This window comes from Pantoea sp. SJZ147 (assembly GCF_007828605.1).
GTDB classification, from domain to species: domain Bacteria; phylum Pseudomonadota; class Gammaproteobacteria; order Enterobacterales; family Enterobacteriaceae; genus Pantoea; species Pantoea allii.
In genome coordinates, this window is the sequence record NZ_VIVB01000011.1 from 91,337 (window position 1) to 107,299 (window position 15,963).

Genomic DNA, 15,963 nt, shown 5'->3' on the forward strand with positions numbered 1-15,963 from the left:
CCCTTTTAAATCAATATCCTGCACTCAGATCGTCTACAGAGCGCGGATCAGAAGCCCCGTAGAGCGTTCCGTCAGGTCCAATCATAATACTTTGTGTACTGCCCATCGACGGCAGCACTTTCACATGCTGACCTTTGGCTTCCAGCAACCGCAAGGTATCCGGGCTGAACCCCTTCTCAACCCGCAGTTGATCGGGCAGCCACTGGTGATGGAAGCGTGGAGCATTGGTTGCCTCTGCCACGTTCATACCGTAATCAATGCTGTTTACCACCATCTGTAATACCGTCGTGATAATGCGGCTACCGCCAGGGCTGCCCGTTACCAGCCAGGTTTTCCCGTCTTTCGCCACGATAGTCGGTGACATCGAAGAGAGCGGACGTTTCCTGGCCTGCACGGCATTGGCTTCGCCACCGACTAACCCATAAACATTTGGCGTACCCGGCTTGGCTGAGAAATCATCCATCTGGTTATTCATCAGAATGCCGCTGTTACCGGCGACGATACCGCTGCCGAAGTAGGTGTTAAGCGTATAGGTGACAGCGACCGCATTGCCACTTTTGTCCACAACCGAAAAATGGGTGGTTTGGTTACTTTCATACGGTGCCAGTTTACCCGGCTTGATGTCGCTGGACGGGCGGGCTTTGGCAATATCAATCTGCTGCGCCAGGGACTTTGCATAAGCTTTACTGGTCAGCGCCTGCCACGGCACCTTAACGAAATCCGGGTCGCCGAGATATTCTGAACGGTCCGCGTAGGCATATTTCTCCGCTTCCGCCATGACCTGCATCGCGTCCGCACTGCCGAAGCCCATTTTGCCCAGGTCAAAATTTTCCAGGATATTCAGGATCTGCACAATATGAATACCGCCCGATGAAGGCGGTGGCATGGAGAACACCTCATAGCCACGATAGGTGCCGCTGACAGGCTTACGTTCAACCGCGTGATAGGCTGCTAAATCGGCTTTATTGATTAACCCACCATGCTGGGCCATTTCGGCAGCGATTTGATCGGCAATTTTCCCTTTATAGAAGGCATCCGGGCCTTGCTGAGCAATCAACTGTAAGCTGTGGGCCAGATTTTTTTGTACCAGACGGTCGCCCTTTATCCACGGCGTGCCATCTGGCTTATAGAAAATGGCTTTGCTGTTGGGATGGGTGATCAGCACTTCCTTTCCGTAGGTTTTCAGATCATCAGCCAGCGCATCGTTGACGACAAAACCGTCGCGCGCCAGTTTAATGGCAGGAGCCAGCAGCTTGCTGAGCGGCAGCGTGCCATATTTGTTGACGGCTAAAGCAAAACCCGCCACGGTGCCGGGCGTACCTGAGGCCAGATGTGAAGTGAGTGAAAGCTTGCTATCGGCATTTCCCTCCTTATCCAGGAACATGTCGCGTGAAGCCGCCGCCGGGGCCATTTCACGGAAATCGATGGCCGTGGTCTGTCCTGATGCCGTGCGCAGCAGCATAAAGCCCCCACCGCCCAGGTTGCCCGCCTGCGGATGCGTCACCGCTAGCGCAAAACCTACCGCAACGGCGGCATCCACCGCGTTACCACCCTGGCGCAGGATATCAACGCCGACCTGGGTTGCCAGCGCATCCACTGAGGCCACCATACCGTTATGCGCCTTAACCGGATGAAACGTATCGCTGTCGATACCATAAGAGACTGGCGGTGCCTGAACCGGCGCGGCACCCGCGCCGGTCACAACAGTAAAACTCATCAATAATGACCAGCCCAGCTGGCGAAGTTTGCCTTGCATCATCATGTTGTTTCCACTCTCCACTTTTATTTACATTTCTTTATTCTTTACGTAACTGACTACAAACACAGTCGAATATCAAGAAGTAACGCAAATTCAGCGCACTCCTGGAGCAGTAATTTGAACTCGTGCATAAACTTATCTGCACGACCCCGTGACCCGATTCGGGCATGCGCACACAGCATCCGGTCGTTTACTGGAGGATAAAAATGAAAAAGTGGCTTATGGTTTTCGCCGCCCTGTTGCCGTTAACCGGCATGGCAAACATGTTGAATAACACCAACAATCCTAATCAACCTGGCTATAACCCCAGCCAGCAGCGAATGCAAACGCAGATGCTCAATCAGTCGCAGCAACAGCAGAATAAACTGCAGCAGGACCAGCAGCGTCAGAACCAGGATTTACAGCGGAAATTGCAGGAACAGCGGGACAGTGCCCAGCAGCGCGTAATTAAATCGCAGCCGGGCCAGCAGCAGAATCAACAGACTCAACAGAATGCGTATTAACTAAAATCGGGGCCAATCAGGTCGATGCTGTCGGTACAGATGGCATCGACGCCCCATTTCAGCAGCGTTCTGGCCCGGTCAGGGCTGTTGACGGTGTAAACCAGAATACGCAGATCGGCCTCTTTTAGCTCTGCCACCCGCGCTTCGGTTAAAACCTTGTGATTCAGATGAATTGAGGTGCAATCCAGCGCGCCAGTTTTCTCTTTCCATGCCGTATCCCAACTGTGAGATAACAGCCCACGCGGTAGCTGAGGCTCAGCCTGCATAGCGGCTTCCAGCGCCGCATACGAAAAAGAAGAAAGCAGCGGCAAGGTTTGCCCCTGCCACAGCGTTGCCGCTGCCTGAGCGATAGCGCGCCCGGTTTCCGCGTCCGTTCCTGTTGTGGGTTTAATTTCGATGTTTGCCATCATGCCATGCTGACGGCAGCGTTCTGCCACCTCATCCAGCCGGGCCAGTTTTTCGCCCTGGAAGACGTCACTAAACCAGCTGCCAGCATCGAGTTGCGACAGCTTGTCCCATGGCAGCTCACCGGCAACGCCCCAGCCGTTACTGGTGCGATCTAACATATCGTCATGCAGCAGGAAGATGTGCGCATCGGCCGACAATTTGGCGTCAAATTCAATCATCAGATGGCCATATTTTGCCCCCACATCAATCGCCGCAAGGGTATTTTCCGGGGCGAGTTTGCCACCGCCACGATGGGCGACGATCGACGGATAAGGCCACAGTTTTTTGCTCATTCCAGACGTTTCCCGTGCGTTGAATCGAAGAAATGTAGCGACCCTACAGGCAGATGTAACCATAAGGTACTGCCTGCTTCAGGGCGCTCGCTGTGTGGCAAGCGTACCACTAAACGCGCCTCACCGATGCGGCCGTGTGCCAGATTATCCGCGCCCAACATTTCCAGGGTTTCCACCCGGAACGGAATGCCGCCCTGCTCCTGGCTGCTGATCTGAATATGTTCGGGTCGGACGCCCAGTACCACAGGACGATTGGCCCACTTCGCTTTCCCCTCGCCAACAGCGATGCCGTGAGAGGCATCAACCGTAAAGCGTGAGCCATCCTGGCTGATATTGCCATGGATCAGATTCATGGCCGGTGAACCCATAAATGAAGCCACAAACTGGCTTGCTGGTCGTTCATAGACCTCAACCGGTGTGCCGATCTGCTCAAGAATCCCTTTATTCATGACCATAACGCGCTGGGCCAGCGTCATCGCCTCTACCTGATCGTGCGTCACGTATAAGCTGGTGGTTTGCAAACGACGATGCAACTGCTGAAGCTCCAGCCGCATCTGAACGCGCAGGCGGGCATCAAGGTTAGAGAGTGGCTCATCAAACAGAAAGACGGCTGGCTCACGCACAATGGCGCGTCCCATGGCAACGCGCTGGCGCTGCCCACCGGATAACTCGCGTGGACGGCGCGTCAGCAGATGATCCAGCTCCAGGCTCCGCGCGGCTTCCAGCACCCGTTGACGAACCTGTTCTTTGCTCATGCCGCGAATTTTCAGGCCATAGGCCATATTCTCTTCGACGGACATATGGGGATAGAGTGCATAGTTTTGGAACACCATGGCAATGCCGCGATCTTTCGGCTCTTCATGGGTCACGCGTTTATCGGCTATATAGATATCACCAGAGGTTACCCGTTCGAGTCCGGCGACCATGCGCAACAGCGTGGATTTGCCGCAGCCGGAGGGGCCAACCATAACCATAAACTCACCGTCATTAATCGTGACGTTGAGCGGTTGGATGATCTGATTTTTACCGTCGTAAGACTTGGTCACCGCCTGAAGGGTTACGCCTGCCATCTCTATTTCTCGCTCTCAACCAGACCACGCACAAAGGCGCGCTGCATAACAAATACCACCACTACCGGTGGAATCAGGGTTAATAACATTGCCGCCATCACTTCATTCCACTGGGTCGGCGAACCGCTGGTAGAGATCATGCTTTTGATCCCGGCCACGGCGGTGCCCAGGTTTGCGTTATCGATAATTAACAGCGGCCAGAGATACTGGTTCCAGCCGTAGATAAAGGTGATAACGAACAGCGCCGCCAGGTTGGTTTTCGACAGGGGCAGCACAATGTCCCAGAAAAAACGCATCGCGCTGGCACCGTCAATGCGCGCCGCTTCGATTAACTCATCTGGTAGCGACATAAAAAACTGCCGAAACAGAAAGGTGGCGGTGGCCGAGGCCATCAGGGGCAGAGTCAGCCCGCTGTAGCTGTCCAGCAGGTTGAGATCGGCAATAACCTGCACTGTCGGGAAAATACGCACTTCGACCGGCAGCATCAGGGTGATAAAGATCATCCAGAAGAACAGGGAGCGCAGCGGAAAACGAAACCACACCAGCGCAAAGGCCGACAGAATCGACACCAGGATTTTGCCAATGGTTATCCCCAGCGCCATGATGACGCTGTTCATCAGCATCACACTAAAGGCCGGGCCGTTGCCGTTAACGCCGCGCGTCCAGATGTGCGAAATGTTTTCCCACAGGTGCGTGCCGGGAATCAGCGTCATCGGGACGTTATACACGGCGTCGTTATCCAGTGTTGCCGCCACAAAGGCGACATAGAGCGGAAACAGGATGGTCAGGATGCCGAGCACCAGCACCACATGGCTGAAAATGTCCAGCCCGCGACGATTTTCAATCATTGGTATTGCACCTTACGCTCAACGAAGCGGAACTGAATGACCGTCAGGCCAATAACCAGCAGCATCAACACCACGGACTGTGCCGCTGAAGAGGAGAGATCCAGGCCGGTAAAACCTTCCCGATAAATTTTATAGATAAGCGTCGTCGTCGCCTGTACCGGGCCACCGCCTGTCGCGGCATCAATGACCGGGAAGGTATCGAAGAAGGCATAAATCAGGTTGACCACCAGCAGGAAGAAACTCACGGGCGTGATCAAGGGCAGCGAAATCGAGAAGAAGCGACGCACCGGGCCTGCACCATCAATGGCGGCGGCTTCAACCAGTGACTTCGGTATCGACTGTAATGCGGCGAAAAAGAACAGGAAGTTGTAGCTCATCTGTTGCCACACCGAGGCCAGCACCACCAGAAACATGGCCTGTCCGCTGTTCTGAGCAAAGTTCCAGTTATAACCCATGTGGTTAAGCAGATAGCTTAATAAACCCAGACCGGGGCTGAACAGGAACATCCACAACACGGCAGCAATAACCGGCGCCACCGCGTAGGGCAGCAACAGCAGCATCTGATAGAGCTTGCGCAGGCGCACCACGTAGTCCACCAGCGCGGCCAGCAGTAACGATGACACCATGCCAAAGAAAGCCACCATGCCGCTAAACTTGATGGTGGTCCAGAAGGTATCCAGATAAAGACCGTCGGCAAACAGCCGTTTGAAGTTGTCCAGCCCGACAAAGGTACTGGAGATACCGAAGGGATCAAGATTTTGCAGGGAATACCACAGGGCTTCACCGGCCGGCCAGACAAAGAAAATAGCGGTGATCAAGAGCTGCGGCAGCACCAGAAAATAGGGTAACAGTCGATTGCGAAACACCGGGCGAGAGGGAGACATAGCGTTCTCTGACTTTTAAGGAAAAAAGGCCAGCCGCAGCTGGCCCTGCAGAACGGATTACTTATTCTGTTGCTCGAAACGACGCAGCAGTTCGTTACCACGCTTCACTGCACTATCCAGCGCGGCCTGCGGCGACTGCTTGCCGGTCCAGACGCCTTCCAGCTCTTCATCCAGAATGGTACGGATCTGCGGCATATTCCCCAGACGCATGCCTTTGGTATAAGGCAATGGCGGCTTGTTCATCATCTGGCGAATCGCAATATCGGCACCTGGGTTTTTCTCATAGAAGCCTTCTTTCTTCGTCAGATCATAAGCGGCAGTGGTAATCGGCAGGTAGCCGGTTTTCTGATGCCATTCCGCCGCAATTTTTGGCTCGGTGAGGAATTTCATAAATTCCGCTGCGCCTTTATAGGTATTGGCATCTTTGCCCTTCATGACCCACAAGCTGGCGCCGCCGATAATGGCGTTCTGCGGTGCATTCGGGATATCCGCATCGTAAGGCATCATGCCGACGCCGTAGTTAAATTTGGCGTAATGGCGAATATCCGCCAGCGAGCCCGATGAGGCCGTGGTCATGCCACAGTCACCGTTATAGAACTTGGCGGTTGATTCGTCTTTACGACCGAAATAGGTGAAGTCCCCTTTCTTGTTCATATCTTCCAGTAGCTGGATATGACGAACCTGAGCCGGTTTGTTGAACTCCAGTACCGCATCGGTGCCGTCGAAACCGTTGTTTTTGGTGGCGACCGGCAGGCCGTTCCAGGCGCTGAAGTTTTCAATCTGAATCCAGCCCTGCCAGCCGCTGGCATAACCGCAACTCATGCCGGATTTACGCAGTGCAGCCGCATCCTTAGCCAGTTCCTGCCAGGTTTTGGGGGCCTGATCCGGATTCAAACCTGCTTTTTTAAACGCATCTTTGTTGTAGTACAACACCGGTGTGGAGCTGTTGAAGGGTTGAGAGATCAGCTGACCTTGTGCGTTGCTGTAGTAGCCGGCGACCGCAGGGACAAACTGCTTCTCATCCATTGGGATGCCAGCATCTTTGAACACCTGGTACACCGGCACGATGGCTTTGGAGGCCATCATCGTGGCGGTACCCACTTCATAAACCTGTAACAGGGCCGGGGCTTTTCCTGTGCGGACCGCAGCGATACCTGCCGCCAGACTTTGTTCGTAGTTCCCTTTGTACACCGGGACGATTTTGTAATCCGGGTGTTCCTGGTTAAAACGTTGCGCCAGTGAGTCAACCTCTTTGCCTAACTCGCCTTCCATTGAGTGCCAGAAAGGGATCTCAGTAGCGGCCATTGCATTACCACTGATCGCCAGACCGAGCAGTGCGCTCATCAGGCTACGACGAAAAGTAACAACGGACATAGAATTTTCCTGTTCAGGTAGGTACGCGCGTTATCACGCATTTTTTGCTCGCGAAGTAACATGACACGCTGAAATGACGGAAAAATAACAGTCAGATGACGGAAAAATGACAGCGGAATGTCAGAAGATGACAGGGATAAGCGGGATTAATGCATGAGGACGATACGACGAGGGCAGGAAAGGTGAGCCAGATAACTGAAGTGTGACAGCGCCCCACCCTCGAAACCCAAAAAAGCGATAACGAGAGTGAGCGCTGCCCGACATGCGCCAGGCCTGAGAGCCAGGCCTGCCACCTATGCGCCCAGATATGCGCTGCGCACGGCCTCATTGGAAAGTAACGCCTCGCCGCTGTCCTCCAGCACCACGTGACCGTTTTCCAGCACGTAACCCCGATCGGCCAGCTTCAGAGCCTGGTTAGCATTTTGCTCTACCAGGAAAATCGTCATGCCTTCGCTGCGTAACTGCTCAATCGTATCGAATATTTGCTGAATAATAATCGGCGCCAGGCCCAGGGAAGGCTCATCCAGTAACAACAGGCGCGGTTGACTCATCAGTGCCCGGCCAATCGCCAGCATCTGCTGTTCGCCACCCGACATGGTGCCTGCCCGCTGAATTTTACGCTCAGCCAGACGCGGAAACAGCGTATACACCCGTTCGATGCGTTGCAGATACTGCTGGCGGCTGGCAAAAAAACCGCCCATTGCCAGATTCTCTTCCACGGTCATGCGTGAAAACACGCGGCGTCCTTCGGGCACGATGGCAATGGCTTCGCGCATAATCCGCGCCGTTTGCCAGTCGGTGATGGCTTTGCCGTCAAAGGTGATGGTGCCGCTGGTCGCACGCGGTTCACCGCATAACGTGCCCAGCAGCGTGGTTTTGCCCGCCCCGTTTGCACCAATCAGGGTCACAATTTCACCCTGGTCAATATGCAGGCTAACGCCGTGCAGGGCCTGGATTTTTCCGTAATGCGCACTGACGTTATCAATGGTTAACATGGTCATATTACGCCTCTCCTAAATAGGCACGGATCACATCCGGGTTATTACGAATCTCTTCCGGTGTGCCGTTAGCCAGCGGCGTTCCCTGATTCACCACATAGATACGATCGGAAATCCCCATGACCAGCTTCATATCGTGTTCAATCAACAACACGGAAACCTTATGCTCACCACGTAGCTCGGCGATCAACTCATCCAGCTCGTGCGTCTCTCGCGGGTTAAGCCCGGCAGCCGGCTCATCCAGCATTAAAATCTCCGGGCGCGTCACCATGCAGCGGGCAATCTCCAGTCGGCGCTGCTGACCATAGGCCAGATTACCGGCCTGACGATTGGCCATGTCCAGCAAGCCGACGCGCTCAAGCCAGGTGGCAGCACGATCCAGCGCGTCGCCTTCACTGCGGCGAAAAGCGGGCGTTTTAATCAGGCCCGAAAAGACGCCGCTTTTCAGATGCTGATGCTGCGCGACCAGCAGATTTTCAATCACCGTCATTTCGCGGAACAGACGTACGTGCTGGAACGTACGCACAATCCCCATGCGGGCGATCTTCTGCCCGGATAAACCGGCCAGATTCTTGTCACGCAGCGTAATGCTGCCGCCAGTGGGCTTGTAGAAGCCAGTCAGGCAGTTGAAGACGGTGGTTTTACCCGCGCCGTTTGGCCCGATAAGCGACACGATTTCCTGGGGTCGCAGTTCCAGCTTTACGTTGTTCACGGCTAACAGACCGCCGAAGCGCATCATCAGGCCTTCAACGGCTAACAAAGGCTGACTCATGCCTGCTCTCCTTGTTTACCCTGCCTGAGTTTCAGGTGCGGACGCTTCATGGGCAGTAAGCCCTGTGGACGCCAGATCATCATCAGCACCATCAATCCACCCAATACCAGCATGCTGTACTCATTGAGATCGCGCATCAGTTCACGTGAAACCACCAGCAAAATGGCGGCCAGAATAACGGCGAACTGCGATCCCATCCCGCCCAGCACGACGATGGCTAAGACAAAAGCAGATTCGACGAAGGTAAAAGATTCCGGGCTGACAAATCCCTGACGGGCAGCAAACAGCGTACCGGCAAACCCCGCAAAGGCAGCACTGATGGTAAAGGCCGTGAGTTTAATACGGGTCGGGCTTAAGCCCAGCGAGCGACAGGCAATCTCATCTTCACGCAATGCTTCCCAGGCCCGGCCGAGCGGCATACGCAGCAGGCGGTTAATCACAAACAGCGTCAGCACCACCAACAGTAATGCCACCAGATACAGGAAAATCACCCTGTCGCTGGGATCGTATTTCATGCCAAAGACGTCGTGAAACGTGCCCCATCCACCTTCACTGACGCGGCGGCCAAACTCCAGGCCGAAGAACGTGGGTTTGGGAATCTGGGCAATACCGTTCGGCCCACCGGTAATCGCGGTATTATTCAGCAGCAGGATACGGACGATTTCGCCGAAGCCGAGCGTCACAATCGCCAGATAATCACCACGCAACCGCAACACCGGGAACCCCAGCAGCAGACCAAACGCGGCGGCCACTAAACCAGCCAGCGGCAGGCTCTGCCAGAAACCGAAACCATAGTAATGATTGAGCAGGGCAAAGGTATAAGCGCCTATCGCATAGAACCCGCCGTAACCCAGAACCAGCAGCCCTGACAGCCCAACCACCACGTTCAACCCCAGGCCCAGCATGATGTAGATGAGCGTCAGCGTCGCGATATCAACGCTGCCGCGCGAGACCAGGAATGGCCAGATAACGGCGGCGGCGATCATCAATGCCATGACGAGCTTTTGCTTTGGCGTGGAACCATCAAAGCCGGGCAGCACCAGGCCGCCGCTGCGTTTCAGCTTGCCCTGAAACAGCGGGCGCAGCAGCTGGAACAGGAACACCACCGCACAACCGATAAATATCCAGTTCCAGCGCACGCTACCGGCATTCACCACCTGCAGCTTCGTACCATTCAGATCGAGGCGCATTCCCATAAAGAACGCGGCCAGAACCAGCAGCATGACCGTAGAGATCAGTGCATTGACCAGACCAAGGCGTTTCATACTTTCTCTACCTCCGGACGGCCCAGAATGCCGGTCGGCATCACCAGCAGCACCACAATCAGTAAGGCAAACGACACCACATCTTTATATTCGGTTGAGAGATAAGCCGAGGTCAGGGCTTCAGCAATGCCCAGCACCAGACCGCCAATCATCGCGCCGGGAATACTGCCAATGCCGCCCAGTACCGCTGCGGTAAAGGCTTTCATGCCTGCCATAAAGCCGATAAACGGGTTGATCGAGCCATAAAACTGGCCTAAGAGCACACCGGCCACTGCCGCCATCGCCGCACCAATCACGAAGGTCAGCGATATCACGCGGTCCGTGTTAATCCCCAGCAGGCTGGCCATTTTCAGGTCTTCAGCACAGGCCCGGCAGGCGCGGCCCATGCGGGAATAGCGAATAAACAAGGTCAGTGCCAGCATGGTCAGGAACGTCACCACCCAGATCACCACCTGCATGGTCGACAGCGTGGCCGCAAAACCATTGCTTTCGCCCAGCGTCCACTGGCCGGTAATGAGACTCGGCAGCGCAAGATCGCGTGAGCCCTGGGTCAGGCTGACGTAGTTTTGTAGAAAGATAGACATCCCGATGGCGGAGATCAGGGCAATGAGGCGCTTGGAGGAGCGGACCGGCCGGTAAGCCACCCGCTCAATGCTCCAGCCATAGGCGCTGGAAATAATCACCGCCATCACAAAACCGGCGGCAATCATCAGCCATGTGGTATCAATGCCCATCATCATCAGGGCGGCAATCACGATAAAAGAGACATAGCTGCCGATCATATAGACCTCGCCGTGGGCGAAGTTGATCATGCCAATAATGCCGTAAACCATGGTGTAGCCAATGGCGATCAGCGCGTAGGTGCTCCCGAGGGTTACCCCGTTGAACATCTGCTGAATGAAATAGAGAAACTGCTCGGACATAGTGAGGACCTACTCAGGAACCAGAAAACCCCTCTCCTGCCAGCAGAAGAGGGTTAGCAAGGCGAAGGCGGCACGACAGCGTGCGCATGGCCTTCGCCTGCTTCCCCGATCACCGATCACGGGGAAGAGTCATTGCCTTATTTAACAGCGGTAGACGAACCGTCTTTGTGCCATTTGAAGACACCAAATTCAAAGCCCTTCAGATCGCCTTTCTGATCCCAGCTCAGGTCGCCCATAACCGTTGGAACAGGTGCGCCGGTTTTCAGGTTCTTCGCAATCGCATCGGGTTCATCGCTCTTGCTGCGCTCGATGCCGGTGACCAGAGACTGGATAGCCGCATAGGTGGTCCAGACGAAAGGTCCGGTAGGATCTTTACGGTTAGACGCGGTGTTGGCTTTAATGGCTTCAACAATCGCCTTGTTCTGTGGCAGTTGGTCGTAACGTTTTGGTAATGTGACGTACAGCCCTTCAGACGCATCGCCCGCAATATTAGACAGCGAGGCATTGCCCACGCCTTCTGGTCCCATAAAGCCGGCCTTCAGGCCTGCGGCTTTAGCCTGGCGCAGAATCTGGCCCAGCTCCGGGTAGTAACCGCCGTAATAAACGAAATCCACGTTTTCTTTCTTCAGACGGGCAATCAGGGTAGAGAAATCTTTATCGCCTGCGGTGATCCCTTCAAACATCACCACGTTGCCACCTTTGGCTTTCAGGGTTTTCTGGACGGATTCCGCCAGGCCCTGTCCGTACTGCTGTTTGTCATGCACAACAGCGATACGTTTTGGTTTAATCACATCCAGGATGTAGTTCGCTGCGGTTGGGCCCTGATCAGAATCCAGACCGGTGGTGCGCATCACGTCTGCATAACCCCGTGCGGTCAGTTCAGGTGCCGTGGCGGCCGGGGTAATCATCAGCACGCCTTCGTCATTGTAGATGTCTGAAGCAGGCTGCGTTGAGGAAGAACACAGGTGTCCGATGACATATTTAATGCCGTCGTTAATCACCTTGTTGGCCACTGCAACCGCTTGTTTTGGGTCACAGGCATCGTCATATTCCACACCGACCAGTTTGTCGCCGTTTACGCCACCTTTGGCATTAATATCTTTAATCGCCTGTGCAGCGCCGGTAAATTCCATATCACCATACTGCGCGACCGGGCCAGTAGCGGCACCTACGATAGCTATTTTAATATCTTTCGCCATTGCCGCATGGCTCATCGCCAATGCAACGCATCCTGCCAGTAACGCGCGACCTGTCATTTTCATGCGAACTACCCCATCAGTTATGTCGTGTTTGTTGTGAGTGATGTTATTTTCTGCCAGATAAAGTGGAAAACTGATTTAACAATAATGAGTTAGCACGCTTTTCTGGCTTTTATTAGTAATAAGGCTTTATATTTCAGACTATTAAACAGGAAGTATATTCTGTAAAGCAACTGACATATTCATGATTCGCAATGTTAAGCAGCATAATCATCTGGAGGCAATGCACAGCTTTTGCTTACCAGGCCAGCGCGTTATGCTGTCTTTAAAATCGGAATACCTGTTTATCACTATTATCCTGGCACTCGGTCGCGGTTTTGACCTGTTTTATTGCTTAAAATGTGTCGGGGTTCCGGTTACGGGAATTGACTACATTATCGGCTTTTTACACATACAGGTGTTTGTTATGAAGCTCACCATTATGCGTCTGACCTCGCTGACGCAGCAGGACCGGACAGACCTGGGGAAGATCTGGCCTGAAAGGGATATCGCGCAGTTGGAGGCGTCGTTAAATGAAAGCCATCGTCTTTACGCCGCGCGCTTCAACGATCGTTTGCTGGCGGCATTGCAGTTAGAAATTTCAGGGATTCATGGCAAGGTGCATCATCTGACGGTAAGAGAGGCCACCAAACGGCGTGGTGTCGGTCAGTATCTCCTGGAAGAAACGATGCAGCAGAATCCATCGCTGAACGACTGGTGGATTGCCGATGACGGCAGTGACGATCAACGCATCCGGGCGGCGTTTATGCAGGCGTGTGGTTTTCGTGCGCAGGTTGACGGCTGGGTGAAATAACGCGCAGGCAGTAAAAAGGGCGACCTGAGGTCGCCCTGTCTCGTCAGGCTTCGATCGCCATTCGGAGTTTTTTCATCGCGTTCTTTTCAAGCTGTCGGACGCGCTCTGCGGAAACGCCGTAACGATCGGCCAGTTCCTGCAGGGTCGTTTTGTTGTCCTCATCCAGCCAGCGGGCACGGATAATATGCTGGCTGCGCTCGTCCAGGCCTTCCATTGCGTATGTCAGCTTATCGGCCGCATGGGATTCCCAGTTATCCTCTTCAATGCCGTCGGCAAAATCAGAGGTTTTATCCTGGAGATACAGCACCGGGGCCATGGATTTGCCTTCGCCGCTTTCATCGTCAGCGGACATATCAAAGGTCATATCCTGAGCCGCCATGCGCGATTCCATTTCTCGCACATCTTTGCTGCTTACGCCCAGCTCACGCGCGACCATTTCCACTTCATCCTGATTAAACCAGCCCAGACGCTGCTTGGTTTTACGCAGGTTAAAGAACAGCTTACGCTGTGCCTTAGTGGTCGCCACTTTCACGATACGCCAGTTACGCAGCACGTATTCGTGAATTTCCGCTTTGATCCAGTGAACGGCAAAGGACACCAGACGGACGCCAACTTCAGGATTAAAGCGACGAACGGCTTTCATCAAGCCGATGTTACCTTCCTGAATCAGGTCAGCCTGAGGCAGGCCGTAGCCTGAGTAGTTACGAGCGATATGAACAACAAAGCGTAGGTGAGACAGGATCAGCGTCTTTGCCGCATCCAGATCGCCCTGGTAATGCAGCCGTTCAGCCAACGCCTTTTCCTCTTCTGCCGACAACATCGGCCAGGTATTGGCAGCCCGAACATAAGATTCCAGGTTGCCCAGAGGAGCAATAGCTAAAGTTTGCATTTCTTTGGTCATTCAAACCCTCACAAAATCAGTGGAATTGCCGCATCTTTCCTTAAGCGCACGTCACATTATGTCAACGACGCAGGAAAACCAAAAGCAATCTGTGCTACTTGGAAAACAAAGTTATCCACAAGTTCAATTATAGCAGTGTATATTTTACACACAGATGACAGCGGGGCAACATCCTCTGCACCCATTGTCGGCAGCAGAGGATGATTATAACAAAAAAATGTTGCAGCAGTTTACTGGGGCGTAAATCGGCGTAAATGTTGTACCGTCGCCAGCCAGGCCGCAATCCATCCGATGATGGCCGCAATCAGCAGCAGCAGTAGCGCCTCATCCCAGGAAAAACCTTCCAGAGAGAATGTCGTGCCAAACACCGACGCAACATGCGCGACGACGGACTGCAGACGCAGGACCAACACTTCAGACAGAATCAGCGATAATACCGCCCCGGTGAAACCTAATAACGCCCCGCCATACAGGAACGGACGCAGGATAAACCCATCGGTGGCCCCGATCAGCTTCTGTACGTTGATGGTATCGCGCCGGGCAAAAATGCTCAGCCTGACGCTGTTGCCAATCACCAGGAACACCGCCACGATCATTAAGATACCGATCATGGAGGCAATTTGTCCCACCAGCCCGGTCAGGGCCGCAAGACGGGCGAACCAACTGTCATCCATGCGCACTTCGTCTACGCCCTGCACTTTTGCCACCCTGTCGCGCAGGGTTTGCAGGGTATCGGAATTCTGGAAGTTGAGCTTAGGCGTAATAATGACAACGGCCGGCAGAGGATTCTGCTCCAGCATATCCATCGCGCCACCAAAGCCTGACCAGTTACGGAATTCGTTCAGGGCCTCTTCACGCGTCAGATAGTTGACGTGCTCTACGCCATCGACCTGCTTTAGCTGGGCCGTCACGTTTTCCGCCGCGGTGTCGTCCAGGGTTTTAGAGAGATAAACCGTAAGCTGCGGAGCCGGATACCATTGCGTGGCGGCCTGGCTGACGTTTTTCCACACCATATAACACACGCTGGGCAGCGTCAGAGAAATGGCGATAACCATCACCGTCAGCAACGTCGCCAGTGGCTGACGCCACATGTCAGACAACGTACCGCGCAGCGCATAGCGCCACTGCTCCTGCATGCCGCCGCGTAACGCTTTGCTTTTCGACGGTTGCTTCGCCTTCGGCGCTGTCGCGCGTTTATTGCGTTTATTGACCATCGTGGCCTCCGTGCAGGCGTCCTTTGTTCAGCGTCATCACCCGATAATTTCGGCGACCGATAAGCGCCACATCATGTGTCGCCATCAAGACCGTCACCCCAACGCGGTTAAACTCTTCAAACAGCCGCAGAATGTCTTCAGACAGGGCCTCATCAAGGTTACCCGTCGGTTCATCCGCCAGCAGTACCGCAGGTTTATTCACGACGGCACGCGCAATGCCGACGCGCTGCTGTTCACCACCAGAAAGTTGAATAGGATAACTTTTCGCTTTGTCGAGCAGGCCCACTTTGTCTAAGGCCGCGGAAACACGACGCCGGATATCCTCACCGCTGGCCCCGGATATGATCAACGGAATCGCCACGTTGTCGTACACGGAACGATCCATCAGCAGGTGGTGATCCTGAAAGATCATCCCAATCTGACGGCGCAGAAACGGCACCTCGCTGTTACGCAGACGTGAAATATCATGCCCGCTAAACCAGATTTGTCCGGCGCTGGGACGTTCAATGCCACAAATCAGCTTCAGCAAGGTACTTTTCCCTGCGCCAGAATGGCCGGTCAGAAACGCCATTTCACCAGGACGCAGATGAAAATCTACTCCCTGCAGCGCCTGACGTCCGCCGAGATATGCCTTACTGACCTCTTCAAAGCGAATCATCC

At 54.2% G+C, this 15,963-nt stretch carries 16 protein-coding genes; 2 read left to right on the forward strand and 14 right to left on the reverse strand.

The genetic code is table 11. The features are described from left to right. Positions 1–10: 10 nt before the first annotated feature. Complete coding sequence (ggt, locus tag FBY13_RS16485) at positions 11–1,762, reverse strand: gamma-glutamyltransferase (protein ID WP_096012669.1); 1,752 nt, start codon at positions 1,760–1,762, stop codon at positions 11–13. A 203-nt stretch (positions 1,763–1,965) separates the two neighbouring features. Here ggt and FBY13_RS16490 point away from each other — a divergent pair, with 203 nt between their 5' ends. Beyond that, positions 1,966–2,262 (forward strand): DUF2756 domain-containing protein, encoded by a 297-nt coding sequence (locus tag FBY13_RS16490; protein ID WP_145394631.1) that lies wholly within the window; start codon positions 1,966–1,968, stop codon positions 2,260–2,262. Here the strand turns inward: FBY13_RS16490 and ugpQ are convergent. From ugpQ to FBY13_RS16540, 10 genes are all read right to left on the reverse strand, one after another. Then, a complete protein-coding gene (ugpQ, locus tag FBY13_RS16495; RefSeq protein WP_145394632.1) occupies positions 2,259–3,002 on the reverse strand; it encodes a glycerophosphodiester phosphodiesterase in 744 nt (247 codons plus the stop codon). The genes FBY13_RS16490 and ugpQ overlap by 4 nt on opposite strands. After that, complete coding sequence (locus FBY13_RS16500; protein ID WP_145394633.1) at positions 2,999–4,072, reverse strand: sn-glycerol-3-phosphate import ATP-binding protein UgpC; 1,074 nt, start codon at positions 4,070–4,072, stop codon at positions 2,999–3,001. The genes ugpQ and FBY13_RS16500 overlap by 4 nt, the downstream gene beginning before the upstream one ends. Positions 4,073–4,074: 2 nt before the next feature. Then, positions 4,075–4,920: a sn-glycerol-3-phosphate ABC transporter permease UgpE gene (gene ugpE / locus FBY13_RS16505; protein ID WP_063877548.1), complete on the reverse strand. Its 846-nt coding sequence runs from the start codon at positions 4,918–4,920 to the stop codon at positions 4,075–4,077. Next, positions 4,917–5,804, reverse strand: coding sequence for a sn-glycerol-3-phosphate ABC transporter permease UgpA (gene ugpA, locus FBY13_RS16510; protein WP_063877549.1), 888 nt, complete (start codon positions 5,802–5,804; stop codon positions 4,917–4,919). Before ugpA ends, ugpE begins: the two co-directional genes overlap by 4 nt. A gap of 57 nt (positions 5,805–5,861) precedes the next feature. Continuing rightward, complete coding sequence (ugpB, locus tag FBY13_RS16515) at positions 5,862–7,178, reverse strand: sn-glycerol-3-phosphate ABC transporter substrate-binding protein UgpB (RefSeq protein WP_145394634.1); 1,317 nt, start codon at positions 7,176–7,178, stop codon at positions 5,862–5,864. A 293-nt stretch (positions 7,179–7,471) separates the two neighbouring features. Beyond that, complete coding sequence (gene livF, locus FBY13_RS16520) at positions 7,472–8,179, reverse strand: high-affinity branched-chain amino acid ABC transporter ATP-binding protein LivF (RefSeq protein ID WP_186440825.1); 708 nt, start codon at positions 8,177–8,179, stop codon at positions 7,472–7,474. Position 8,180: 1 nt separating this feature from the next. Further along, complete coding sequence (livG, locus tag FBY13_RS16525) at positions 8,181–8,948, reverse strand: high-affinity branched-chain amino acid ABC transporter ATP-binding protein LivG (protein WP_063877552.1); 768 nt, start codon at positions 8,946–8,948, stop codon at positions 8,181–8,183. Beyond that, positions 8,945–10,213, reverse strand: coding sequence for a high-affinity branched-chain amino acid ABC transporter permease LivM (locus FBY13_RS16530; protein WP_063877553.1), 1,269 nt, complete (start codon positions 10,211–10,213; stop codon positions 8,945–8,947). The genes livG and FBY13_RS16530 overlap by 4 nt, the downstream gene beginning before the upstream one ends. Further along, entirely contained in the window at positions 10,210–11,136 is a 927-nt protein-coding gene (gene livH, locus FBY13_RS16535) for a high-affinity branched-chain amino acid ABC transporter permease LivH (protein ID WP_063877554.1), read from the reverse strand. Before livH ends, FBY13_RS16530 begins: the two co-directional genes overlap by 4 nt. A gap of 137 nt (positions 11,137–11,273) precedes the next feature. Then, positions 11,274–12,398 carry a branched-chain amino acid ABC transporter substrate-binding protein gene (locus tag FBY13_RS16540; protein WP_145394635.1) on the reverse strand — a complete coding sequence of 375 codons (1,125 nt, stop codon included), beginning with the start codon at positions 12,396–12,398 and terminating at the stop codon, positions 11,274–11,276. Positions 12,399–12,801: 403 nt separating this feature from the next. Here FBY13_RS16540 and panM point away from each other — a divergent pair, with 403 nt between their 5' ends. After that, positions 12,802–13,188 (forward strand): aspartate 1-decarboxylase autocleavage activator PanM, encoded by a 387-nt coding sequence (panM, locus tag FBY13_RS16545; protein ID WP_063881050.1) that lies wholly within the window; start codon positions 12,802–12,804, stop codon positions 13,186–13,188. A 43-nt stretch (positions 13,189–13,231) separates the two neighbouring features. On the opposite strand, the gene rpoH is transcribed toward panM, so the two are convergent. From rpoH to ftsE, 3 genes are all read right to left on the reverse strand, one after another. Continuing rightward, entirely contained in the window at positions 13,232–14,089 is an 858-nt protein-coding gene (gene rpoH / locus FBY13_RS16550; RefSeq protein ID WP_013027559.1) for an RNA polymerase sigma factor RpoH, read from the reverse strand. 230 nt (positions 14,090–14,319) lie between these two features. Then, positions 14,320–15,303 carry a permease-like cell division protein FtsX gene (gene ftsX, locus FBY13_RS16555; protein WP_063877556.1) on the reverse strand — a complete coding sequence of 328 codons (984 nt, stop codon included), beginning with the start codon at positions 15,301–15,303 and terminating at the stop codon, positions 14,320–14,322. Next, a complete protein-coding gene (gene ftsE / locus FBY13_RS16560; RefSeq protein ID WP_063877557.1) occupies positions 15,293–15,961 on the reverse strand; it encodes a cell division ATP-binding protein FtsE in 669 nt (222 codons plus the stop codon). Before ftsE ends, ftsX begins: the two co-directional genes overlap by 11 nt. Positions 15,962–15,963: the final 2 nt, after the last annotated feature.